The organism is Bradyrhizobium sp. WD16 (assembly GCF_024181725.1).
In the GTDB taxonomy this organism is placed as follows: domain Bacteria; phylum Pseudomonadota; class Alphaproteobacteria; order Rhizobiales; family Xanthobacteraceae; genus Bradyrhizobium_A.
Map to the genome: position 1 here is coordinate 4,571,135 of NZ_CP028908.1, position 19,582 is coordinate 4,590,716.

22 protein-coding genes are annotated in these 19,582 nt (G+C 63.6%); 12 read left to right on the plus strand and 10 right to left on the minus strand.

Annotation, left to right across the window (positions count from 1 at the left end):
• Window positions 1–12 precede the first annotated feature (12 nt).
• Window positions 13–876 (plus strand): squalene/phytoene synthase family protein, encoded by an 864-nt coding sequence (locus DB459_RS21185; RefSeq protein WP_253707456.1) that lies wholly within the window; start codon window positions 13–15, stop codon window positions 874–876.
• A 45-nt stretch (window positions 877–921) separates the two neighbouring features.
• Here DB459_RS21185 and DB459_RS21190 read toward each other — a convergent pair whose 3' ends face one another.
• From DB459_RS21190 to DB459_RS21200, 3 genes are all read right to left on the minus strand, one after another.
• Window positions 922–1,998, minus strand: coding sequence for a serine/threonine protein kinase (locus DB459_RS21190; RefSeq protein WP_253707458.1), 1,077 nt, complete (start codon window positions 1,996–1,998; stop codon window positions 922–924).
• A 48-nt stretch (window positions 1,999–2,046) separates the two neighbouring features.
• Window positions 2,047–3,483, minus strand: coding sequence for a methylenetetrahydrofolate--tRNA-(uracil(54)-C(5))-methyltransferase (FADH(2)-oxidizing) TrmFO (gene trmFO, locus DB459_RS21195; RefSeq protein WP_253707461.1), 1,437 nt, complete (start codon window positions 3,481–3,483; stop codon window positions 2,047–2,049).
• Window positions 3,484–3,654: 171 nt separating this feature from the next.
• On the minus strand, window positions 3,655–3,807 hold the full coding sequence (locus DB459_RS21200) for a DUF1127 domain-containing protein (RefSeq protein ID WP_253707463.1): 153 nt from the start codon (window positions 3,805–3,807) through the stop codon (window positions 3,655–3,657).
• A gap of 467 nt (window positions 3,808–4,274) precedes the next feature.
• Here DB459_RS21200 and DB459_RS21205 point away from each other — a divergent pair, with 467 nt between their 5' ends.
• Both DB459_RS21205 and DB459_RS21210 read left to right on the plus strand, forming a co-directional pair.
• A complete protein-coding gene (locus DB459_RS21205) occupies window positions 4,275–4,637 on the plus strand; it encodes a hypothetical protein (RefSeq protein ID WP_253707465.1) in 363 nt (120 codons plus the stop codon).
• A 48-nt stretch (window positions 4,638–4,685) separates the two neighbouring features.
• Window positions 4,686–5,729: a DUF1775 domain-containing protein gene (locus DB459_RS21210; protein WP_253707467.1), complete on the plus strand. Its 1,044-nt coding sequence runs from the start codon at window positions 4,686–4,688 to the stop codon at window positions 5,727–5,729.
• A gap of 69 nt (window positions 5,730–5,798) precedes the next feature.
• On the opposite strand, the gene DB459_RS21215 is transcribed toward DB459_RS21210, so the two are convergent.
• A complete protein-coding gene (locus DB459_RS21215; protein ID WP_253707469.1) occupies window positions 5,799–6,662 on the minus strand; it encodes a lytic transglycosylase domain-containing protein in 864 nt (287 codons plus the stop codon).
• A 424-nt stretch (window positions 6,663–7,086) separates the two neighbouring features.
• On the opposite strand from DB459_RS21215, the gene DB459_RS21220 reads away from it, so the two are divergent.
• The gene (locus DB459_RS21220; protein ID WP_253707471.1) at window positions 7,087–7,455 is read left to right on the plus strand and encodes a DUF3597 domain-containing protein; all 369 of its coding nucleotides are present in this window, start codon (window positions 7,087–7,089) and stop codon (window positions 7,453–7,455) included.
• A 238-nt stretch (window positions 7,456–7,693) separates the two neighbouring features.
• On the opposite strand, the gene DB459_RS21225 is transcribed toward DB459_RS21220, so the two are convergent.
• Entirely contained in the window at window positions 7,694–8,998 is a 1,305-nt protein-coding gene (locus tag DB459_RS21225; RefSeq protein ID WP_253707474.1) for a cytochrome-c peroxidase, read from the minus strand.
• Window positions 8,999–9,385: 387 nt separating this feature from the next.
• Between DB459_RS21225 and DB459_RS21230 the strand changes: the two genes are divergently transcribed.
• Window positions 9,386–9,550, plus strand: a complete 165-nt coding sequence (locus DB459_RS21230; RefSeq protein ID WP_253707476.1) for a DUF3309 family protein — start codon at window positions 9,386–9,388, stop codon at window positions 9,548–9,550.
• Window positions 9,551–9,628: 78 nt separating this feature from the next.
• Here the strand turns inward: DB459_RS21230 and DB459_RS21235 are convergent, their stop codons facing one another.
• Window positions 9,629–9,829, minus strand: a complete 201-nt coding sequence (locus DB459_RS21235; RefSeq protein ID WP_253707479.1) for a hypothetical protein — start codon at window positions 9,827–9,829, stop codon at window positions 9,629–9,631.
• Window positions 9,830–9,937: 108 nt separating this feature from the next.
• Between DB459_RS21235 and DB459_RS21240 the strand changes: the two genes are divergently transcribed.
• On the plus strand, window positions 9,938–10,288 hold the full coding sequence (locus DB459_RS21240; protein WP_253707481.1) for a hypothetical protein: 351 nt from the start codon (window positions 9,938–9,940) through the stop codon (window positions 10,286–10,288).
• A 146-nt stretch (window positions 10,289–10,434) separates the two neighbouring features.
• Here DB459_RS21240 and gspG read toward each other — a convergent pair whose 3' ends face one another.
• Window positions 10,435–10,926, minus strand: a complete 492-nt coding sequence (gene gspG / locus DB459_RS21245) for a type II secretion system major pseudopilin GspG (protein WP_253707483.1) — start codon at window positions 10,924–10,926, stop codon at window positions 10,435–10,437.
• Between the two features lie 645 nt (window positions 10,927–11,571).
• Here gspG and gspD point away from each other — a divergent pair.
• Genes gspD through DB459_RS21275 form a run of 6 tightly spaced genes read left to right on the plus strand, consistent with a single transcriptional unit; the run spans window position 11,572 to window position 17,353 of the window.
• The gene (gene gspD / locus DB459_RS21250) at window positions 11,572–13,638 is read left to right on the plus strand and encodes a type II secretion system secretin GspD (protein WP_253707486.1); all 2,067 of its coding nucleotides are present in this window, start codon (window positions 11,572–11,574) and stop codon (window positions 13,636–13,638) included.
• Window positions 13,639–13,645: 7 nt separating this feature from the next.
• On the plus strand, window positions 13,646–14,872 hold the full coding sequence (locus DB459_RS21255; protein WP_253707489.1) for a type II secretion system F family protein: 1,227 nt from the start codon (window positions 13,646–13,648) through the stop codon (window positions 14,870–14,872).
• On the plus strand, window positions 14,869–15,339 hold the full coding sequence (locus DB459_RS21260; RefSeq protein ID WP_253707491.1) for a GspH/FimT family pseudopilin: 471 nt from the start codon (window positions 14,869–14,871) through the stop codon (window positions 15,337–15,339). Before DB459_RS21255 ends, DB459_RS21260 begins: the two co-directional genes overlap by 4 nt.
• Window positions 15,324–15,764 carry a prepilin-type N-terminal cleavage/methylation domain-containing protein gene (locus tag DB459_RS21265; protein WP_253707493.1) on the plus strand — a complete coding sequence of 147 codons (441 nt, stop codon included), beginning with the start codon at window positions 15,324–15,326 and terminating at the stop codon, window positions 15,762–15,764. Before DB459_RS21260 ends, DB459_RS21265 begins: the two co-directional genes overlap by 16 nt.
• Window positions 15,761–16,426, plus strand: a complete 666-nt coding sequence (locus tag DB459_RS21270) for a prepilin-type N-terminal cleavage/methylation domain-containing protein (protein ID WP_256519216.1) — start codon at window positions 15,761–15,763, stop codon at window positions 16,424–16,426. Before DB459_RS21265 ends, DB459_RS21270 begins: the two co-directional genes overlap by 4 nt.
• A 48-nt stretch (window positions 16,427–16,474) precedes the next feature.
• Complete coding sequence (locus DB459_RS21275; RefSeq protein ID WP_253707497.1) at window positions 16,475–17,353, plus strand: type II secretion system protein GspK; 879 nt, start codon at window positions 16,475–16,477, stop codon at window positions 17,351–17,353.
• Here the strand turns inward: DB459_RS21275 and DB459_RS21280 are convergent.
• Genes DB459_RS21280 through DB459_RS21290 form a run of 3 tightly spaced genes read right to left on the minus strand, consistent with a single transcriptional unit; the run spans window position 17,338 to window position 19,570 of the window.
• On the minus strand, window positions 17,338–17,832 hold the full coding sequence (locus DB459_RS21280; RefSeq protein ID WP_253707499.1) for a hypothetical protein: 495 nt from the start codon (window positions 17,830–17,832) through the stop codon (window positions 17,338–17,340). The genes DB459_RS21275 and DB459_RS21280 overlap by 16 nt on opposite strands.
• Window positions 17,829–18,413 (minus strand): type II secretion system protein GspM, encoded by a 585-nt coding sequence (gspM, locus tag DB459_RS21285; RefSeq protein ID WP_253707501.1) that lies wholly within the window; start codon window positions 18,411–18,413, stop codon window positions 17,829–17,831. Before gspM ends, DB459_RS21280 begins: the two co-directional genes overlap by 4 nt.
• On the minus strand, window positions 18,410–19,570 hold the full coding sequence (locus DB459_RS21290; RefSeq protein ID WP_253707504.1) for a PilN domain-containing protein: 1,161 nt from the start codon (window positions 19,568–19,570) through the stop codon (window positions 18,410–18,412). Before DB459_RS21290 ends, gspM begins: the two co-directional genes overlap by 4 nt.
• Between the last annotated feature and the right edge of the window lie 12 nt (window positions 19,571–19,582).

Below are 19,582 nucleotides of genomic sequence, written 5' to 3' on the forward strand. Positions count from 1 at the left end.
GGACGCATTGCCATGAACGGGGCGGACGAAGAGGCTGCCGCGTTCTGTGCCGCGGCTGTCCGCGAGCATGAGTTTCCGCGCTATGCCGCCACCTTGTTCGCCGCGCCCGAGCAGCGGCGGGCCCTGCTGGCGCTCTATGCCTTCGCCGGCGAACTTGCGCGGGTGCGCGATCACGTCACCCAACCCTTGCCCGGGGAAATCCGGCTGCAATGGTGGATCGATGCGCTGACGGGCGAGGGCCATGGCGGTACGGAGGGCCATCCGGTGCTCGCTGAACTCAAGCGTGCCACCGCCCGTTTCGATCTGCCGGTCGACGATCTGACGCGCATCGTCGATGCTTGGCTCTTCGATCTCTACGATGATCCGATTCCGACCGAGGCGGCGCTCGATGCCCAGTTCGCCGGCACCCGTTCGCAGCTGTTTCGCCTGGGAGCGCAGGTCTGCGGCGGCAAGAGCTTGGCCGTGAGCGCCGAACTGATCCGCCACGCCGGTCTCGCCGAAGGCCTCGCCTGGATGATCGCGATGCTGCCGCGCCACGCGTCACGGCGCCAGCTGTATCTGCCGGGGGAGCTGCTCGAACTCAACGGCGTCCCGACCGCGGATCTATTCGCCGGAAAAGCGACGCCGGCGCTGCGCAGGGTCATCGCCTATCTCGTCCACGAGGCGCGAAATCATCTTGCCGCCGTCGCGGACGGGCTTGATGCGGCGCCGGGCGAACTGCACCCCGCCTTCCTGCCGCTGGCCGGCGTGGGGCGCCAGCTCGCCCGGCTGGAGAGGGTGGAGTTTGATCCGTTCCGCGCCGCGCCATCGTCACGCCTGGCGATCCTGTGGGCGGCCTGGCGGGCGGCACGCGATATCAGGCGGCTCGCGGCGTGAATGAAGCTCGACGAGCCTCTCCGCGCGGCACTCCGACAAACGGTGTCAGAAGCTGAAGCGGTCGCGCAGGTTCTTGCGTCGGTCGAGCAGCCCCTTCATCGCGGCGCGATCCGAGGCGTTCACCAGCAGCGGCTCGATGAGGTCGACCTGGTTCATGGCGACAAGCTGCAGGAATTCGCTGCGGACGCGGCCATCGGCGTCGCGCGGCAGGCGTTCGACGACCTGCAGGTGCTCGGGCGGCGGGGGCAGGTCGCGCGCCTGGGACAGCGCCGCTGTGAGCTCGGCTTCGAGCGTCTCGCCCGAGGCTTCGACGAATGCGTAGAGGCCGACGCCGGAGCGACGGTCGGCGAACGCGACAATGGCGGCGTCGCGCACCTGCGGATGGGACTTGAGGCGGGCGATCAGCGGCGGCGCATCATTGACCAGGCGGCGGCCGCCGCCTTCGCGGTCGGTGAAGTTGAACACCCCACGGGTAATTGCCCGATAGACCTTCTTGCCGGTCATCAGCCACACGCGGGCGAATACCGATTTGCGGGCGAGGATGCGACGTTCGGCGGCGGTCAGCGCCTCGGGGGCGTAGCGGCGCTTGTGTTTGAGCAGGTGCCGCAGATCCTCATAGGCCGCGATACGGAATAGCCGACTGCGCCGCCTGAAGCAGACTGCGAGCTGAAAATCGGTGAGATAGGCCCGGCCGTCGGCGCCGCGCAGCCAGTTCTGCTCCTTGGCGAGATCGTTGTGGCAGATGCCGGCGCGGTGCAGGCGACGCAGCGCCGCCTTGGCGGAGGCGAAATAGGCGCGGTCGCCGATCGGGCGGGCGAGATGCAGGGCAACGCCGTCGATGAAGCCGCGGGCCAGGGCGCGGCGGCCGGCCCATAGCAGCGGCGGCCCGACATCGAGCCCGCTTGCGCGGGTGAGCGCCTTCTTCTCGCGGTTGAACAGGTGCAGCGCCAGCGGAAAGGACCACCACGGCACTTGGTCGAGTCGTCGCAGCACGGCGCCGCGCTCACCGCTCTCGGCGCGGAAACGCCCGCGCTCGACAGTAGAAAATACGTCGCGCTTGAGCAGCACGCCTTCGGTCCATCGGCCGGCGAGTGCGGCGGCGTCGTCGCGGGGCAGGGTCATGCGTAAGGTCTCGGAGAGTTCGGCATCGGCGGCCACAGTTTCGGGAGATCAGGCGGCGGCCGGCGATCGCAGCGAAGCCGCGAGCCAACGTTCGAGATCGGCGAGGGCCCGCGCACTCAGGGCCTGCTTCTTGGCGATCGACTTGTCGTTGCCGCGCAATCGCTTGCCGTCGGGGCCGCGGGTCGGCGCCGAAGCCAGCGGCGGAAACAGCCCGAAGTTGACATTCATCGGCTGGAACGACCGGGGCCCCGCGTCGATCGTCTCGATATGCCCTCCGGTGATGTGGCCGAGGAGGGCGCCGAGCGCCGTCGTCGGCGGCGGCGCCGGCAGCGAAGCGCCGCGCGCCTGTGCCGCCGCGAACAGGCCGGCGAGCAGCCCGATGCCGGCGGATTCGACGTAGCCTTCGCAGCCGGTCATCTGGCCGGCGAAGCGCAGGCGCGGTTCGGCCTTGAGGCGCAGTTCGCCGTCGAGCAGCTTGGGCGAATTGAGAAAGGTGTTGCGGTGCAGGCCGCCCAGTCTGGCGAACTCGGCTTTCTCCAGCCCGGGAATGGTCCGGAAGATCCGCAACTGTTCGCCGTGACGCAGCTTGGTCTGAAAGCCGACGATGTTGTAGAGCGTGCCGAGCTTGTTGTCCTGGCGCAGCTGGACGACCGCGTAGGACTTCACGGTCGGATTGTACGGATTGGTCAGGCCGACCGGCTTCATCGGTCCGTGGCGCAGGGTCTCGCGGCCGCGCTCCGCCATGACCTCGATCGGCAGGCAGCCGTCGAAATAGGGCGTGTCCGCCTCCCATTCCTTGAACTCGGTCTTGGCGCCGCTCAGCAGCGCGTCGACGAAGGCGTCGTACTGCTCCTTGGTCATCGGGCAGTTGATGTAATCGGCGCCGTTGCCGCCGGGGCCGACCTTGTCGTAGCGCGATTGATACCAGGCCACCGACATGTCGATCGTATCGCGATGCACGATCGGCGCGATGGCGTCGAAGAAGGCCAGCGCGCTTTCGTCGGTGTGGGCGCGGATGGCTTCGGCCAGCGCCGCCGATGTCAGGGGACCGGTGGCAATGACGACCTGCTGCCAGTCCGCCGGCGGCAGCCCGGCGACTTCGCCGGGCGCGAAGGCAATCCTCGGGTGGGCGTGCAGCGCCTCGGTCACCGCCGCAGCGAAACCGTCGCGGTCGACCGCCAGCGCGCCGCCGGCGGGCACCTGATTGGCATCGGCGGCCCGCATGATCAGCGAGCCGAGGCGGCGCATCTCGGCGTGCAGCAGCCCGACGGCGTTGGTGCTGGCATCGTCGGAGCGGAAGGAGTTGGAGCAGACCAGTTCGGCGCAGCCGCCGGTGCGGTGTGCCTCGGTCATGCGCTGCGGCCGCATCTCGTGCAGCACCACGTCGATGCCGGCGTTGGCCAGCTGCCAGGCCGCCTCGGATCCGGCGAGGCCGGCGCCGACGACATGGACGGGTCCCGAGGACGTTGATGATGTACGCGTCATGGCCCTACCTAGTGCGGCGGACCAGGTAAGGCAACACGCGCGCTGCGCAACAGATCAGGCCCTGTTCGAGACGAGCCCCTGAGGTTCAGACGGTAATATATAACCGCCAACCCAAAACGAAAACGCCCGCTTGGGGCGGGCGTTGTCCGTCAGTTCCGAGAACCGAAGCGGTCAGCCGTGGTAGGCACCGGCGGCGACGCGCTGAATGTCCGAGCGATCGAGGCCGATATCGGCCAGTTCACGGTCGCTGAGGCGCGACAGCTCGGCGAGATTGCGCTGATAATCCCGGAACGCCTGGATCGCGCGGATCAGTGTCATCAACATTGTCGTTCTCCTTCGTCATCTGGATTCAGCTCTTCGGAAGAGCCGTTCCGCTGCGAAACAATATAGGCGAGCTCTTCGCGCTGCGGCATAGCAAATGTTGCGATGCAGCTAATCACAAAGTGCATGCCTGCGTTAAAGGCTGATTAAACATTCGACTCGAATGCAGCCGAGCTGGGCAAGGCGCGCGACGCCGCCGAAATATCGTTCTTATGCAAGAAAAATCAGTCAGATAGTCTGGCGCAACGAGGGCTTCTTCCGGGGCCGTCGGCAAGGCTTCTTGCCGTGTGACGGAATCGGATGGAGCGATTCGCTATGCATTATTGTATTGTAATATAGATTCATTTGTTGATGTGCAGCTGCCGGCGATTTCCCGCGATCCGCTCAGGACGCGCTTTCCACCGGCAACGTGCCGGTGGGCAACTTGCGGGCGATGGACCGGACGTTGCGGCCGTGGCATAGGCGTAACCATGTCCGGCCTGTGCCTGCTGCGACGGTTGCCGCTCGTCCTGCTCGTCTACGGCTTCGCGCTGCAGACGGTTGCGAACGGCTGGGGCCACGCCTTCAGTGTGCTGGCGCCGATCTGCCACGCCGGTCCGCTCGATGCCGCAGGCTCGCCGGAGGCGCCCAGCCTGCCGGTGTCGCACGACTGCATCGCCGGTTGTGTGCTGAGCTGCGGCGACGCCATGCCGTCGCTGCCGCCGCCGGCGACGGTCGCAATTCCGATCGCGCTGCCGATCGCGGCGCGGGGGCCGGCAATCGCCGCGGTTCGCCCGGCGGGGCGACTGAAACTCGCGGCGGTGTCGGCGCGGGGACCGCCGAGCGGCGCCTGAGCGCAACTGTCTGCCGTTCAATTCCCCCTGATCCGTTCGAGGTCTTCCATGACTGCTTTCCGCCGCGGCGTTCGCACGTCGCAATACCTGCCTGTCATCGCGCTTTTCGCTGCCGGTCTTCCGGCGACCGCTTCAGCACATGTGAGCATCGCCCCCGCCGAGGCGCGCGCCAATTCGTACCAGCGCCTTGCGTTTCAGGTGCCGCATGGTTGCGGTGCGGCCGCAACCAATACGCTCCGCGTCCAGATCCCCGAAGGCGTCATCGCCGTCAAACCGATGCCGAAGCCGGGCTGGACCCTGAGCACGACCCGAGGCGATTACGCCAAGAGCTACGTCAGCCACGGTCAAACCGTGACCAGCGGGGTCAAGGAGGTGGTGTGGTCCGGTGGCGCGCTGGCGGACGACAATTACGACGAATTCGTCATTTCGAGCTTCGTCACCGCCGATCTTCCCGCCGGCCGGCCGGTCTTCTTCCCGACCGTGCAGCAGTGTGGCAGCAGCGAAAATCGCTGGGTCGAGATTCCCGCCGCCGGCCAATCGAGCCACGATCTCAAGTCGCCGGCGCCGAGCCTCTCGCTCGTCAGCGACAGTGTGACCGTCGCCCAGGCAAAGGACCCGGCCAAGCACGAGGGGCACGACCACGGCGACCACGATCATGGTGCGGCGGCGGCCGACACGACGAAGGTCGGCGACCTCGTCATCGCGACGCCGTGGACCCGGGCGACGCCGGGCGGCGCCAAGATCGGCGGCGGCTATCTCAAGATCACCAACACCGGCAAGGCCAGCGACCGGCTGGTCAGCATCAGCGCCGGCTTTGCCGGCCACGTCGAGATCCATGAGATGTCCATGGACGGCGGCGTCATGAAGATGCGGCCGCTCGCGAGCGGCCTGGAAATCAAGCCGGGCGAGAGCGTCGAGCTCAAGCCCGGCGGCTACCACGTGATGTTCATGGACCTGAAGCAGCCGCTCAAGGAAGGCGACACGGTCAAGGCGACGCTGACCTTCGACAAGGCCGGCCCGGTCGACGTCAGCTTCGCCGTCAATGCGGTCGGTGCCGGCGCCCCCGGCGGCGGCGGGCACATGCACCACTGATCGCCGAAGATCGATGCTGCGGGCCCGGCTGCGATGAGCAGCCGGGCTTTCTTTTTTAGCGGTGGAGAATTAGGGGGCGCGGTCGAGCTGGCCGGCGAAGCTGGCGACCGTGCGCGCATAGACCTCGCTCTTGTTCCACTGCTGCAGCACCGCGAAATTGGGCGAGCCCGGGGCCCATGGCTGGCCCCGCTTCCAGCCGGAGCTCGCCAGAAAATTGGCGGTGGAGGCGAGCACGTCGGGAGCGCTGCGGAGCAGATCCCGCCGTCCGTTGCCGTCGAAATCGACGGCGTATTTGACGTAGGACGACGGCATGAACTGGGTCTGGCCGATCTCGCCGGCCCAGGCGCCGCGCATTTCGCCGGGGCTCAAGTCACCGCGCTCGACGATGCGCAGCGCGTCCAGCAGTTCTCCACGGAACATCTCGGCGCGGCGGCAGTCGTAGGCGAGGGTGGCGATGGCGCGAATGGTGGAAAACTTGCCGGTGTTGACGCCGAAGTCGGTCTCCAGTCCCCAGATCGCCACCAGCACCGAACCGGGGACGCCATACTTTTCCTCGATCCGCGCCAGCACCGAGCCGTATTGCTTCATCATGTTGCTGCCGCGCGTGAGGCGCGGCGGGATCATGCGCGCGGAGAATTCCTCGAAGCTCTGGCTGAACACGCGCTGGTTGCGGTCGCGCGCCAGGACCGCCTGATCGGGCGTGACGCCGGCGAGTCCGCTGGCGACGGCCGCGGCGGAGATGCCCTCCTTGGCGGCGTCACGCTTGAACTGGTCGAGCCAGCTTTCGAAGCTGCCGCTGCCGCAGGGGACTGCGGCCTCGACGGGCCGGGCCAGGGTCACGGCAAGGGTGCCGCCGATCGCGGCAACAAGCGCTATGGCCGCCGCCCGGTCCAACAAGGGCCGGGGGCGGCGGGACGGAATGGCATCGGGCATCGCGGTCGCGTGGTCTTCCGGTTCGGCCGGGCATGGCCAGGAGGAGAACCGGCAGGATCGGCAACAACGGCGGCCAAAACGTGACGCGGCCGGCCAGCCTCGCGGGCGATGCATCGTTGGCGCTGCGCCTTGAGTCGGTCGAGGCGGTTTCATTGTGGCGGCATTCTGTCGCGATGAAGCGGAAGCCGTTGTTGTCGTGCGGTTTTTCGTGCGTTGGCAGCCGCGGCGGGCGCGTCTAGTGTCCCGTCTCCGAATTACCGCTTCGTTTGCCTCACGCTCGCACGGTAATTCGGAGACCTACGAGAGGGCTGCCGCGAAGGCGGTAGGCAATTGCGAGACGCCACACTAGTGTGCCGCCGTGGTGGTCGCCGGGCGGAGCTGTGAGCGCCGGGCGACGACACCACAGTGATTTGGGGAGCGACTGATGAGCATTTTCGGCAAAATCCTGAACGCGATCTTCGGCAGCAAGGCCGAAGCCGCACCGCCCGGACCGGGTTCGGCGACGGCGTCAGCCACCGCGCCGACACCCACGGCGACGGTGGACGTCGCGGCCATTCTCGACAAGGCGGTGGCGGCGCAGAAGGAGAAGCTCGAATGGCGCACCTCCATCGTCGATCTGATGAAGGCGCTCAACCTTGATTCCAACCTCGCCGCGCGCAAGGAACTGGCCAAGGAGCTGCATTACGACGGCGACGCCAACGACACCGCCAAGATGAACGTCTGGCTGCACCGCCAGGTCATCAAGAAGCTCGCGGAGAACGGCGGCAAGGTGCCCGACGACCTCAAGGTCTGATCCGCGCCGCAACATTCCGCGCGATCGAAAGGCCCGCCAATGGCGGGCCTTTTTTTGGGCGCGAATTTTTCCGGGCGCGAATTCGCCGCCGGGGGCGCCGACGCCGCCACGCTGCCGAAGGCGGCGGGACGGATGACCACAGTGACAACGGCAAGAAGCCAAAGAAAGCGTCGATGGCTTCACCGAGACACGGCGCAAGGGCAGGGCGCCCGGACCACGGATCGACCTGCGCGAGCAATCAAAACGGCGGTTTCGGCTGCTCGGGTTTCGGGCCGAAAGCCCGCGCCGTATCCCGCTGCGGGCGGCTGACCTTGGACAGAGCGAGCTGCCGCGCGAACTCTCGATCGCCGGCCTCCTTGTATTGCGGACTCGTCAGTGCGGCCAGGAACGCCACGACATCGTCGATCTCGGGCTCCGTCAGCGCCAGCGGCTGGATGTCCGCGTCGAGCCATGGATCGGCAAGGCCGGCCCCCTTGTTGTAGTGATCGACGACATCCCACAGCGTTTCCGCCGATCCGTCGTGGAAGTAAGGCCCTGTCACCATGACGTTGCGCAGGTTGGGCGTCTTGAACGACGCAATGTCGCTGTTCGTCCTGGTGATGAGGAAACGCCCCAGAACGGACATCTCGTCCGCGATCGCCGCGTTGTCGACATCGCCCGCGCGAGCCTGCGCCAGGTCGCGCGCGGCCTGTTGTGCCAGGGGGCCGACGCGATGGCGGAGGATGCCGATGCCGATGTTGTGAAAGGCATGATCGGTGAAGACCGTGACATCCCGCTCCTTGTCCGTCAGGGCATGGCAGAGGTTGCAGCGCGCCTTGGCATTGAACAGCTCCCAGCCGCGTTTGGCCGAATCGCTGATGGCGCCGGTGTCTCCGGCGATGAAATGGTCGAAGGGAGAATCGAACGAAGCCAGGGTGCGCTGGTAGGTCGCGATGGCGCGCAACATGTCCTGTTCGTTGACGCCGCGATCGAAGGCCTGCCTGAACCGGTCCTGATAGTCCTTGTCGGCCGCGATCCTGGACACGGCATCGCCGATGCTGGGCGAGCCCATCTCGACGGAATTGGTGATCGGCAGCGCCGCCTGCTGCTCCAGCGTATCGACCCGGCCGTCCCAGAACTGCGTCTTGTTATAGAGCGCGTTCAGCACGGTCGGGGCGTTGCGTTGACCTGCGCGGCCCTTGATGCCGATGGACACGGGCCTGCCGTCGGTGAAGGCGCGAGCCGGATCATGGCATGTGGCGCAGGACACCGTGCCGTCGCCCGAGAGCCGGCTGTCGAAGAACAGCTTCTCGCCCAGCGCAACCACCGCAGGCGTCAGCGGGCTGGCCGGCGGGATCACCGAGGCGGTCAGCGCCGCGGGAAATCCGACCTGATCCTGCGAGCGTGGGCCGGCCAGCGGGCCCTGTTCGGGGAGCGGCGGCGCCTGCCCAGGGGCCAGCGCCGGCGGCGGACCGGCGCCCGCGGCCTCGTCGACGGCCGGCGCGGCGATCGCGCAGGAGTTGTACGCCAAAAGCAACAGAACCACCGGCAATGTGGCACGCATCCGATAAGCCTCGCTGTGAATGGAAGGCGAGATCTAGTGTCCCGTTTCCAACGTTCGTATTCCTTTGCAGCACGCCCTTCTACGACGTTGAAAACAAAGGGACACTAGCATCATTATGATTCTAGTGCGGTTTTGGATCTGACGCGCGTTCGAAGAATTCGCTCCGATGCTGATACGAGCGTCAGATCCACCGCACTAGCACCAACATGTCGGGACCTCCAGCTGCCCGAAGGCGGCCCATCAGAGCGTTTTCCCGCGAAGGGTCACCGCCCGATTTACATTGCCTTTCCCGTGAATGACGGCAATATCGTCGAGCGGATGTGCGCAGTCTGGAGGCGGACGAGCAAGCGATCGAAAGTTTCGCGATTTCATCGAAGGGGTTAAGCCATGTCACTCGGACTTATACTCGTCATCATCCTCGTCATCTTTCTGCTTGGCGGTTTCAGCGGCCGCTTCGGTGGCTACGGCTACGGCTACGGGCACGGAGGCATCGGGATCATCGGCGTTATCCTGATCATCCTCGTCGTTCTGCTTCTCCTCGGTAAGATCTGATCTGACGAAAATCAGCTCGTTGGTCTTACGGGCTGGCTTGTGGCGGCGGAGAGTCGAGCGGTTTCGTCATCCACTCGCTCACGGCCGCAGCAGGTCGGACTCTCCTCGAATTTGACTCTTTTTCGAGCGAAGTGGCACCGGTTCACGTGAAGAAGACGCGTGCCTGCGCTGGAATTCCAGTTGAGTACAGGCCGTTTTGCGGCCGGCGCGCGGGCCTGTGCCGGAGCGGTGGCAGCAGGGCAGCAGCGTTCCTGCGCCGATCGCCGGTTCGTTGATCATTGATCTAGGTCAATACTCCGGTGCGCGTTGGGCGGATTGTGATTGCGCGGCCGGCGGCAGGCAAGAGACTTGCTGCTTGAGGTACTCCGGAAATGAGAGGGTACGGCTATGAACAAGCAGACAATGAAACGCGCCATCGTCGTCGCGGTCGTCGGTGTCGGTACGGCGATGCTCGGCTCGGTGCCGTCGTCGGTGGCTGCCCCGGTCTCGTCGGGCATGACCGTCTTGAAGCAGGCGGATGTGTCATCTGAGGTGACCGACGTCCGCTATCGCCACTATCGCGGTCGCCGCTACTACGGCGGTCCGGGGGCCGCTATCGGCCTTGGCATCCTAGGGGCTGCGGCTGGAGCCGCCGCCTATGGAGCCTACGGGCCCGGATACTATTATGGACCGGGGCCAGGTTACTATGGCGCTCCCTATCCTTATCCCTATCAACGTCGCTACTACTCCCCCTATTGAGGGGGCGATTGGCGTTGGGCCCGTTGCGGTGGGCTGAGCTGCCGCCGGTTTGAGGGCTTCGCGCGGATTTTCTTGGGCTCGCCAATGCGCGCAGGCGGTTCGGCTGACAAGGATTGAGCGGCAACCGGTAATTCGGAGACAGGACACTAGCGCTGCCAGCTCACGACGTCGGCGGCAGAATCGGTGCCGCCTTCTCGACCGTCAGATCCGAAAGAAATGAGGTCGTAGGGTTCTCCATGCTGTCCGGGGTAAATGTATGAATAGGTCTGCCCCCATGGATCGTTCGGGACCACCGTACCCTTGAGATACGGGCCATTCCAATGGCTGGTGCCGTCTGGCTTCTTCACAAGCGCATTCAAGCCGGTCGTTGCCGGTGGATAGCTGCCGTTGTCCAGGTAATAGAGATCAATTGCGGCCTTCAGACTCTCCATCTGAATGCGAGCTGCTTTGGTTTTGGAGTCGGACAAGTAGTTGAGCACGCGTGGTCCAACCATTCCGGCTATCAAGCTGATGATCGCAAGCACGACCAGGAGCTCGACCAGAGTAAATCCGGCCTCGGGGCTAGTGGTTTGTTTCTGTTTGGAAGCCCGTTTCGTTACAAGCCTACCTGCGAACGCAGTTTGTCGAATTCTTGCCATCAAGACAGACCAATCGCGCGGCCGTGTGAGCCACGCTAACTCCGCAAAAGCTTTGCAGCCTTAAGGTTGTTTACGGCTCAAAGAGAGCGGCGAAATAGAATCGCGACAGAGGAGTGACCGCAAAACCGGATCCTCTCCTGCTACAACAATACCCTAGCGCCCTCAATCTACTCGTGCCAGTCGTTCCATCCTGGTCCAATCCTTAGTTGTGGACAACGGAACTTCGGACCAATGCCGTTTTTCCCCGCTGGTCATGTCAGGCTATAGTGCTGAAATACCGATGTGTGTGTCACACAGCGGTGTCGGCCATTTCCTACGTGCCCTGAGGCCGGGTGCTCAATTCCAAATGTTGTGGTGCAGCCTTGGCGCAGCGACCTGCGTTTCCAAGGAGCGTCGCGACGACAACGCGTGGTCCCGTTCTTGGTGGGCTTGCGGCTTCCGGAGCTTTAGTTGGTGTTGTCCTACAATCCGTACCGCAAAATCATTGTAGCGTTGCTCGCGATAGTTGTGTCTGGGTGCCAGGGAATGGAGTTGGAAAGCGCTGCTATTCCGACATCGACGGACACTTGGAATAGCCCGCCTCGTACACGTGCCAGTGGATATGATGTTAGGGTTGCCAGCTTTGCGTCGCCGGGGAGTGCGGCGATGACCGTCGCCGAGCCGACCTTTCTGGATGGGACGGGCAGGTTCCTGGGTAGTCGACCGGCGTCGTCCCAGCCACAGCAGAGCGAGGACCCCGGCGAAGGTGTGACGCTCAACCTGGTGGGCGTCCCCGTGTCCCAAGCGGCCAAGGTCGTTCTCGGAGACTTTCTAGCTGTCAGATATGCCCTTGATCCAAGCGTGGAAGGCAAAGTCACCCTGCAAACGCCGGGTCCGATCTCCAAGACGGCAGCGCTCGATCTATTTCAGGCGGCGCTGCGGTCGAACAATGCAGCGCTGATTTCAATCGGCGGCGCTTATAAGATCGTGCCATTGGATCAGGCGAATTCCACGGCAAATCTTCGCATCGAGGGCGACCCAAGCGCCGTGGGAGCCATTGGTTCTCAGGTCAGGGTCGTTCAGCTCAAATATGTCAGTGCTGCGGAGATCAGGCGAATTCTGGACCCGATATCCCCCCGCGGCGGAGTCGTAAGCACTGATAACGCCCGCAATACCATCACGCTCTCCGGGGGCTCGCAGGATATCAGCGGGATGCTGGAGGCGATCTCAATCTTCGACGTCGATGTGATGAAGGGCATGTCGTTCGGGATCGTCCCAGTCAGGACCTCTCAGCCGAGCGCAATCGCAGATGAGCTCAAGACCATCTTTGCGTCGAACAAAGAAGGTCCGATGTCCGGCATGGTGCAGTTTCTGCCGAACAAGAGACTCGGCGCGATACTGGTGATTACGCCCCAACAACGATATCTGTCCCGGGCTGTGACCTGGATCCGAAAGCTCGATGCGCAGGCCGAGGGCAGCGAAAAACAGTTCTTCACCTATTCGGTGCAGAACCGGCGCGCCAAGGAGCTCGTCGGGGTTCTTCAATCGATGTTCTCCAACGGCAAGGACTCGGGCGCGACATCGACTCGAAGCGTCGCACCGCAATATCAGGAGGCTAGCCTTCAATCGCCGGCGCCGCAGCAGTCGCCAACTCTGTCGGGAGCTTCGGGAGCTTCGGGAGCTTCGGGAGCTGGAGCGGCCGCGCTGTTGTCGTCTCAGTCGCGGCTGGGCGTCTCTTCGGGCGGGACAGGAGCGAACGCCGACTCCGGTGCGACCGTGCAGCTTGGTCGCGATGAGTCTAGTGGTGATGCGCGGATCAAGGTGGTCGCCGACGAGAGCCGAAATGCCATCCTGATCGAGGCGACGCCGGCCGATTATCGGCGAGTCATGCGGGTTCTCGCGTCGCTCGATGTCATTCCAGGCCAAGTTCTGATCGAGGCAACGATTGCCGAAATCACCCTCAAGGATGAGCTGAAGTTCGGGCTGCGCTGGTTCTTGAGGAACAATGGCTCAACCTTTACCTTCACGGATGACCTTAGCGGCGCGGTCAGTCAGGTCTTCCCGGGATTTTCATATGCGCTCACTGCGGCCAATATTTCGGCAACACTGACGGCACTCAACTCGATCACGGACGTCAATGTAATCTCATCGCCGTCCTTGACCGTGGCCGACAACAAGACTGCTGTACTTCAGGTCGGTGACCAGGTGCCGATTGTCACGCAATCGGCCGTAAGCGTTTTGACGACCGGCGCACCGGTCGTGAATTCCGTCAGCTATAAAGACACCGGCGTCATTCTGTCGATCACCCCGCGCGTCAACGAAAGCGGGCGGGTGATGCTCGATATCGAGCAGGAGGTGTCGACCGTCTCCACCACCAAGTCGTCGACGATCGACTCGCCGACGATCAGCCAGCGCCGCGTCAAGACAAGCGTTGTCGTCAACGATGGCGAAGCATTCGCGCTTGGTGGTATGATCCAGGACACCAAGAACGTCACGCGATCTCAGATTCCTCTTATTGGCGACATTCCGTATATCGGCAGCGCGTTCAAAATGAAGGATAACGTCGTCGGCAAGACCGAGTTGATCATTCTGATCGCGCCGAAAGTCATTCGCAGCCTCAACGAGGCGCGGCAGGTGACCGATGAGTTCCGGCGAGAACTGGCGATCAATATCCCCTATGGCCGGCACCAGCCCAAGACGGTTGAGCAGACGTTTCGTCGGACGTTTGAATGAGGGGCCCATGCCAACTTTCCAATACCGAGCGTATGGTAGCCTTGGAAATTTGGAGGAGGGGCAGATCGCGGCTCAGTCCACGGAAGCTGCCGAAGCGGCTCTGGTCGACAGAGGATTGGTCCCATTTCAACTCAAAGAATCGGCTAACGCAGATGAAAGGGTGCCGTGGTGGCGCCGAGACATTTTTTCGACAGGACCGAGCAGTCGGGCTGTTCTCGGACAATTTACCCGGGAGTTAGCTGAGCTATGTTCGTCGGACATCCCGATCGATGCTTGTCTCGATATCCTGTCGGCGCAATCGGCATCGCCCGTTATGCGGCCCGTCGCTGCCAAGCTGCTGAGCGCTGTGCGGGACGGGACATCCCTGGCCGATGCAATGCGAAAACAGGCGGGGCGGTTTCCCGAGGACTATCAGAATGTCGTGCGTGCTGGAGAAGCCAGTGGAACCCTGGCTTCAGCCCTGGATGAGCTCGCCGAACTATTGGCGCAGCGGGCCGCCGTAGAGGCGAAGGTATGGTCTGCGCTGACCTACCCGGCCATTTTGTTCGGTCTGGCGGCCATTTCGGTCGTGGTCATCGTGTCTGTTCTCGTGCCGAGCATCGTGCCTATCTTCGAGCAGAGTGGCAAAAGACCGCCCGAACTGCTCAGGATCGTCATCTGGGTCAGAGACAACGGTGCCTGGCTCGGGCTCGCCGGGGCGGGAGCGGTCGGCTTGGCCGGTGCGACCTTCGCCTGGATCCGGCGGGATCCGCGTCGGCTCTACACCTGGGACGCATACATGCTGAAGGTGCCGGTGATTGGCCCCCTGGTCCTGGAGCGCGAGACGGCCCGCTTTGCGCGAACGCTTGGTACGCTCCTCAAGGCTGGCGTCCCCCTTCTGCAGGGCGCCGTCGCCGCGACCTCGGTCGTCGCGAGCCGGGTCATCGCGGCAAAACTGGACCGCGCAATCGGGATGATCCGCGAGGGCCGATCGCTGGCGAATGCCCTGAGTACCGAACAGGTCTTTCCAGACGTCGCGCTTCGGATGATTGCTGTCGGAGAAGAAACCGCCAGGCTCGATCGCATGCTACTGCGTACGGCGGGGCTTTTTGAACAGAGAATCGAGAGGGGCATCGACCGGCTGATGACCCTGTTGACGCCGGCGCTGACCGTCGCAGTCGCGTTCATCGTCGGAGGGCTGATCATGGTCGTCATGAACGCGATCTTGAGCGTGAATGATCTGGCCGCCGGATGACTGGCGCTTACGATTCGGAGACGGAGGCCGGTTTCTCGGTCGTTGAGATGCTGGTCATCACGGCGATTCTGGCAATGGCTGTCGCCGTTGCGCAGCCATTGATGCGAGGCCAGCCGGATCGTCTGAGGTTCGACGCGGCGGTCGGGCGCATTCTGGATGCGGTCAAGTCGACTCGCGCATCGGCGATTGCCGGCAATTCGGAAATGACCTTGGTGTTTGATCTCGATCGACGACAATTCTATTCCGGCGTGGTTGCCCCGACTGTTCTTCCTGGAGAAATCTCCGTCAGGCTGAAGGTAGCAGCCCTTACCGAGGCGACGTTGGGCAGTGGCCGCATCGTCTTCTTTCCGGACGGCTCGTCCACGGGGGCCGAGATCCTTGTTTCCATGAAGGCATTTTCATCGGCCATCTGCGTGAATTGGATCACAGGCATCCCGCATGGGGACGTTCGATGCGCCGGGCCGTAGATACGGGTCTGTTTGCGGAGCAGGCCGGTGATGGTGGTCCGGAGGCGGGCTTCACCCTGATCGAGACGATCGCCGCGCTCGCGATTCTCGCCATTTCGTTGACGATAATCTTCCAGGTGATCGGTGCAGGGGTGTCGCGCGGCGGACAAGCGGAAATGCTCGGTCGGGCAAGGCAGATCGCGCAGTCGGCGCTGGCGCGCGTCGGTACCGAAATTCCGTTGAAGGCCGGCGACACCGAGGGCGAGGAGACCGGTGGATTTCGCTGGCGTTTGAGGCAGGCGCCCCATGGCGACGCGGCCGACCGTCGCGCCTGGCCGGTCGCGGTGCTCGAAATCACTGCGGAAGTATCCTGGGGGGGGAGCGGGTCCGGAAATGGGATCAAGCTGACGACGCTCCGTACGGCGGCCAAGCGGGGCGCGCCATGAGGAGTGCCGACGAGAGCCCTCGAGAGGCAGGCTTCACCTTGGCCGAAACCCTCGTCGTGATCGCCGTGTTCAGCCTGCTCGCGGCGACGCTGTTCGGCGCCGTCCGGTTCGGCTTGCGCGCCTGGCAAGGTGTCTCGAACCGGGCTGTCGCCACCGATGAGGTTCTTGCCGTGCAGGACTACCTTCGGCATGCGATCGCGAACGCCTATCCGGCCTTCGTGAGGGAAACCTCGGCGAGGGGGCACTTGGATTTTTCCGGCACCAGGACGTCGATGGTCTTTGTCGGGCCTTCGCCACTCTCGCGAGGCATCGGCGGGCGCGCGCGTATCAATCTGATCGCCGAACCGTCAGGGCAAGGGATGGCCTTGACGGTATCTGCACAGCCCGAGCTGCAGGCCGGCAATCAATCGGAGATGAAGGACGTCATCCTGCGTGATCTGAGAGATATCGAGTTCGCGTATCGCGGCTCGGTACGGTCCCAACGCGCCGAATGGCAGAGTACATGGGAGGGGCTACCGGCCATGCCATCCATGATCAGGATTCGGGCAAGCTTCGGTCCGGACGATCCGAGGATCTGGCCGGATCTGGTCATTGTGCCGCGAATTGATGTCGATGTGACCTGCGTCTACGATACGCTGACGAAGTTGTGCAGGGGCAGATGACGAAGATCGCGGTGGTGGTCATGCGAAGAGAAAATTGAGGCCTTTCGGATGCCGCTGTTATCGGTGCTTTGGGGGGTGGCCCTGCTATCGTTGATCTCCCTTTCGCTGCTCAATACGACGGCGACATCGAGGAGAATCGCTCAGAATACCCTGGACGCCGCCCAGGCCGAGGCTCTCGCTGAAGCGGCAGTCGTGCGCGCCGCCGTGGGACTGGCCGATGCGCGGCCGAATAGCCGATGGAGATCTGGCCGCCGCGAGCGCATCCGGCTCGCCGACGTCGACATCATCATCGTGGCTCAGGACGAGCTGGGGCGTATCGACCTGAATCTTGCCGATCCCGCGCTTTTGCACGGCCTGCTCCGCGCGATCGGGGTCGAAGGGAAGCCAGCTGAGGCGCTGGTGGCGGCGATCACCGAGTGGAGGTCACCAGGTGGAGGTTCGTCGGGAGGTGGCTCCAGTTCCGATGCGCATGCAGCCGGACTCTTGGCCCGCCACGGTGCATTCCAGAGCGTCGACGAGCTGCGGCTCGTGCCGGGCGTGACGTCGAGCCTCTACGAACGCCTTGCTCCGGCCCTGACCGTATACTCGCAACGCCAGAACGTGGATCCGCAGCTGGCGCCCAAAGCCGTTCTGACGGGGCTTCCTGGCATGACTGCGGAACAGGTTGTCGCGTTGCTGTCGCGACGCGATCAGAATCCGAGCATGACGACTGCCATTCCTGATCTGAAAGGACGAGCCTTTTCGGTCTCGATAGAGCTGACAAGATCCGTCAAAAAGCGACGTTATGAGGCCGTGATCCGGTTTACGGATGATCCTGACAAGCTATTCTGGTTACTACACTGGCGCGAAATACCGGGCTTTCCGCGAGAAGCGGATACGACGCCTGTTGGACCAGGTCCGGCGCAGCAGAGCTACTTGGCGGGGTAGAGAGCAAAATCCAGCGTCCGGCCGTTCTGTTGGATCGCAATTCCGCCTGGTTCTATGAGCTTGATGGTCCACCCTCCGACTATTTCCCCCTCGGTGATCCATGCGCCCTGTTGTTCGTTCGGTTTGACGACGAACGCCTTCTTGAGGTTGTCCTTTATGATGATGCCGGTCACGACGAGCTTGAGGTCGGGAGTTTGGGGCAGCTGCGGGACAGGTTTGGCGACGGCAGGCGGTGGCCCGACCCACGGCGAACGGCTCTTGAAGAATGCCGGCCGCTCCAGGATCCGGGTAAAGGCGGCTATCGGCTTCGGTCCTATTGGGGCAGGAGGCGCGGTCCGGTTAGCATCGTGCGGGAGCAGGGGCGAAGCGACATCGACCGCCGGATTCAACTCATCGAGGATCAGGTTCAGCAGAGCGGCATTGACGATGCACAGCGCGAGCAGCGCAACAATGGCGATTGGTGGAAGCCTGATCTTCATTGGCCGGCACCTGTCGTTGGAAGCGCTCCGAAGACGTCAAGCCGAGCCTCCAGCGTCGGCTCCTCCGCAGCCGCGGAACGGATCTGCTGCGCGTTGATCTTGAGCGAAGCGGCCGTGATGAACAGGAAAGGCTTACTGTTCTCGATTTCGTAGATCGTGCTCTGAAGATGCTGCAGATGACCTGTCAGGATCAGTTGCGCGCCGATATATCTGAGGGGTTCGGCAGTTCTCGCCGGCTGCCCCTGAATCGTTCTGACGAGCGTGCCGCTGCGGGCGGCAATCGTCTTCAGGCGAGTCTGCAGGTCGGCGCCGATGACGCTCTCGTTCGGTCCGGACAGAAATTCGCCCTGGTCGATCCTGTTGGAGGGTTGATCGGATGCGGCATTGAGCTCGGCTTCTCGGGCAACGATCGCCTGAAGCCGCCGCAGGGTGTCGCGCTTGGCGGTAATCTGGCCGTTGCGTTCAGAGATCAGGTCGAGGACAGGCCAGATGAGGGCGAGCAGAAGCATGGCCGTTCCGATGTTGAACGCCCAAAACAGCAGCTTCTGACTAGCGGGTCGCAGGTGCAGCGACAGGTTCATCTCGGCGACTCCCTGACGCTGTCGAGGCGGTTCAGTTTGACCTGAAGGCTGAACCGCTCGCGGCCTTCGGCTGCGTCCGTGCTGATCGGCGAAGTCAAGGCGGTCTCGCGGAACATCGGCGACCTGTCGAATTCCCGGACGAGGCCGGCAGCAGCTTCTGAGAAACCGGTCAGTAAGAGCTGCTGTTCAAGCTTGCTGCCTGCAAGCTGGACGAGCTGGAATTCCGACAGCCATGAGTGGGCGGGGAGAATGGTCGTCGTCTCGTTCAACAGGTCCAGGAGCCCCGGCATCGAGGCCTTGTCCAGATGAACGCGCATGACCGCGGCCTGTTTCAGTTCCAGGCCGTCGAGTTTCTGGCGGACGGTGCGCGCGCGGTCGCGGCTGGCGGCGATCTGGGCGTCGAGATCGTCCAACGTCTGCTGTTGGTGCCAGATCTTCAGACCGATGGCCAGGGTGGCGAGCACCAGGCCGCTGATCACCAACGATCGGACGGAGGCCCAGTACCACGGCATGGCTGCGTGGCGGTCATGTCCAAGAGCGATCAGCGGTGAGGGAGTGTTCGCCGCCGTCGATGGTCCATGGACGTAGGAGAGGTCGTCGAGGCGGAGCTGGAGTCTCGTTGCTTCATTCTCCACGATCTCTCGCTTGATGATCCATTGAGACGCGATCAGCCGCTTCGGGTCGGGAGATTTCTCGACGATTGTCCGATGGTAGATGTCGCCGATACGGAAGGGGAGTTTCGCCGCGATATCGCGTTCGGCGATTTCATGGACCCTGGAAAGGACTTCAGAAGGCAGCAACAGACGGCGAGCGAAAAAGGCCTCCGTCGGGAGGACGAGCGCGTGATCGACGTCCGTCCTGGCGAGTTGATGCGCGGCCAAGATCCTGTCGATCGCCTCGGTAAGGGACGCCTGCGGCACTCGCGTCCGTGCGAGCGCGCCGTCCTCCGCTCCGCTCAGGGTGAGTTCGACGAGATCATCTGCGGCCCTGTACTGAAGGACACGGCGTTCCGGTCCCATGAGCCAGGACCAGGCATGAACGCCCAGCTGCTGCTGGAGCTGCTCTCTCCACCACGTGCAAAAGACGTCCCGGATATCAGCAACGCGCGCCTTCCACGATGGCGCAAGAACTCCGAATCCGTGGCTGAAAGAAAACATCTTGCGATCTCG

What these genes read in the sequence shown, in the direction of transcription:
- DB459_RS21220 (WP_253707471.1), top strand. Translation starts at nt 7,087, where the DNA reads ATGAGCATTTTCGGCAAAATCCTGAACGCGATCTTCGGCAGCAAGGCC.
- trmFO (WP_253707461.1), bottom strand. Translation starts at nt 3,483, where the DNA reads ATGACGCGTACATCATCAACGTCCTCGGGACCCGTCCATGTCGTCGGC.
- gspG (WP_253707483.1), bottom strand. Translation starts at nt 10,926, where the DNA reads ATGGCAAGAATTCGACAAACTGCGTTCGCAGGTAGGCTTGTAACGAAA.
- gspM (WP_253707501.1), bottom strand. Translation starts at nt 18,413, where the DNA reads ATGAACCTGTCGCTGCACCTGCGACCCGCTAGTCAGAAGCTGCTGTTT.
- DB459_RS21260 (WP_253707491.1), top strand. Translation starts at nt 14,869, where the DNA reads ATGACTGGCGCTTACGATTCGGAGACGGAGGCCGGTTTCTCGGTCGTT.
- gspD (WP_253707486.1), top strand. Translation starts at nt 11,572, where the DNA reads ATGACCGTCGCCGAGCCGACCTTTCTGGATGGGACGGGCAGGTTCCTG.
- DB459_RS21240 (WP_253707481.1), top strand. Translation starts at nt 9,938, where the DNA reads ATGAACAAGCAGACAATGAAACGCGCCATCGTCGTCGCGGTCGTCGGT.
- DB459_RS21275 (WP_253707497.1), top strand. Translation starts at nt 16,475, where the DNA reads ATGCCGCTGTTATCGGTGCTTTGGGGGGTGGCCCTGCTATCGTTGATC.
- DB459_RS21225 (WP_253707474.1), bottom strand. Translation starts at nt 8,998, where the DNA reads ATGCGTGCCACATTGCCGGTGGTTCTGTTGCTTTTGGCGTACAACTCC.
- DB459_RS21280 (WP_253707499.1), bottom strand. Translation starts at nt 17,832, where the DNA reads ATGAAGATCAGGCTTCCACCAATCGCCATTGTTGCGCTGCTCGCGCTG.
- DB459_RS21265 (WP_253707493.1), top strand. Translation starts at nt 15,324, where the DNA reads ATGCGCCGGGCCGTAGATACGGGTCTGTTTGCGGAGCAGGCCGGTGAT.
- DB459_RS21215 (WP_253707469.1), bottom strand. Translation starts at nt 6,662, where the DNA reads ATGCCCGATGCCATTCCGTCCCGCCGCCCCCGGCCCTTGTTGGACCGG.
- DB459_RS21230 (WP_253707476.1), top strand. Translation starts at nt 9,386, where the DNA reads ATGTCACTCGGACTTATACTCGTCATCATCCTCGTCATCTTTCTGCTT.
- DB459_RS21205 (WP_253707465.1), top strand. Translation starts at nt 4,275, where the DNA reads ATGTCCGGCCTGTGCCTGCTGCGACGGTTGCCGCTCGTCCTGCTCGTC.
- DB459_RS21255 (WP_253707489.1), top strand. Translation starts at nt 13,646, where the DNA reads ATGCCAACTTTCCAATACCGAGCGTATGGTAGCCTTGGAAATTTGGAG.
- DB459_RS21235 (WP_253707479.1), bottom strand. Translation starts at nt 9,829, where the DNA reads ATGATCAACGAACCGGCGATCGGCGCAGGAACGCTGCTGCCCTGCTGC.
- DB459_RS21185 (WP_253707456.1), top strand. Translation starts at nt 13, where the DNA reads ATGAACGGGGCGGACGAAGAGGCTGCCGCGTTCTGTGCCGCGGCTGTC.
- DB459_RS21290 (WP_253707504.1), bottom strand. Translation starts at nt 19,570, where the DNA reads ATGTTTTCTTTCAGCCACGGATTCGGAGTTCTTGCGCCATCGTGGAAG.
- DB459_RS21270 (WP_256519216.1), top strand. Translation starts at nt 15,761, where the DNA reads ATGAGGAGTGCCGACGAGAGCCCTCGAGAGGCAGGCTTCACCTTGGCC.
- DB459_RS21210 (WP_253707467.1), top strand. Translation starts at nt 4,686, where the DNA reads ATGACTGCTTTCCGCCGCGGCGTTCGCACGTCGCAATACCTGCCTGTC.
- DB459_RS21200 (WP_253707463.1), bottom strand. Translation starts at nt 3,807, where the DNA reads ATGTTGATGACACTGATCCGCGCGATCCAGGCGTTCCGGGATTATCAG.
- DB459_RS21190 (WP_253707458.1), bottom strand. Translation starts at nt 1,998, where the DNA reads ATGACCCTGCCCCGCGACGACGCCGCCGCACTCGCCGGCCGATGGACC.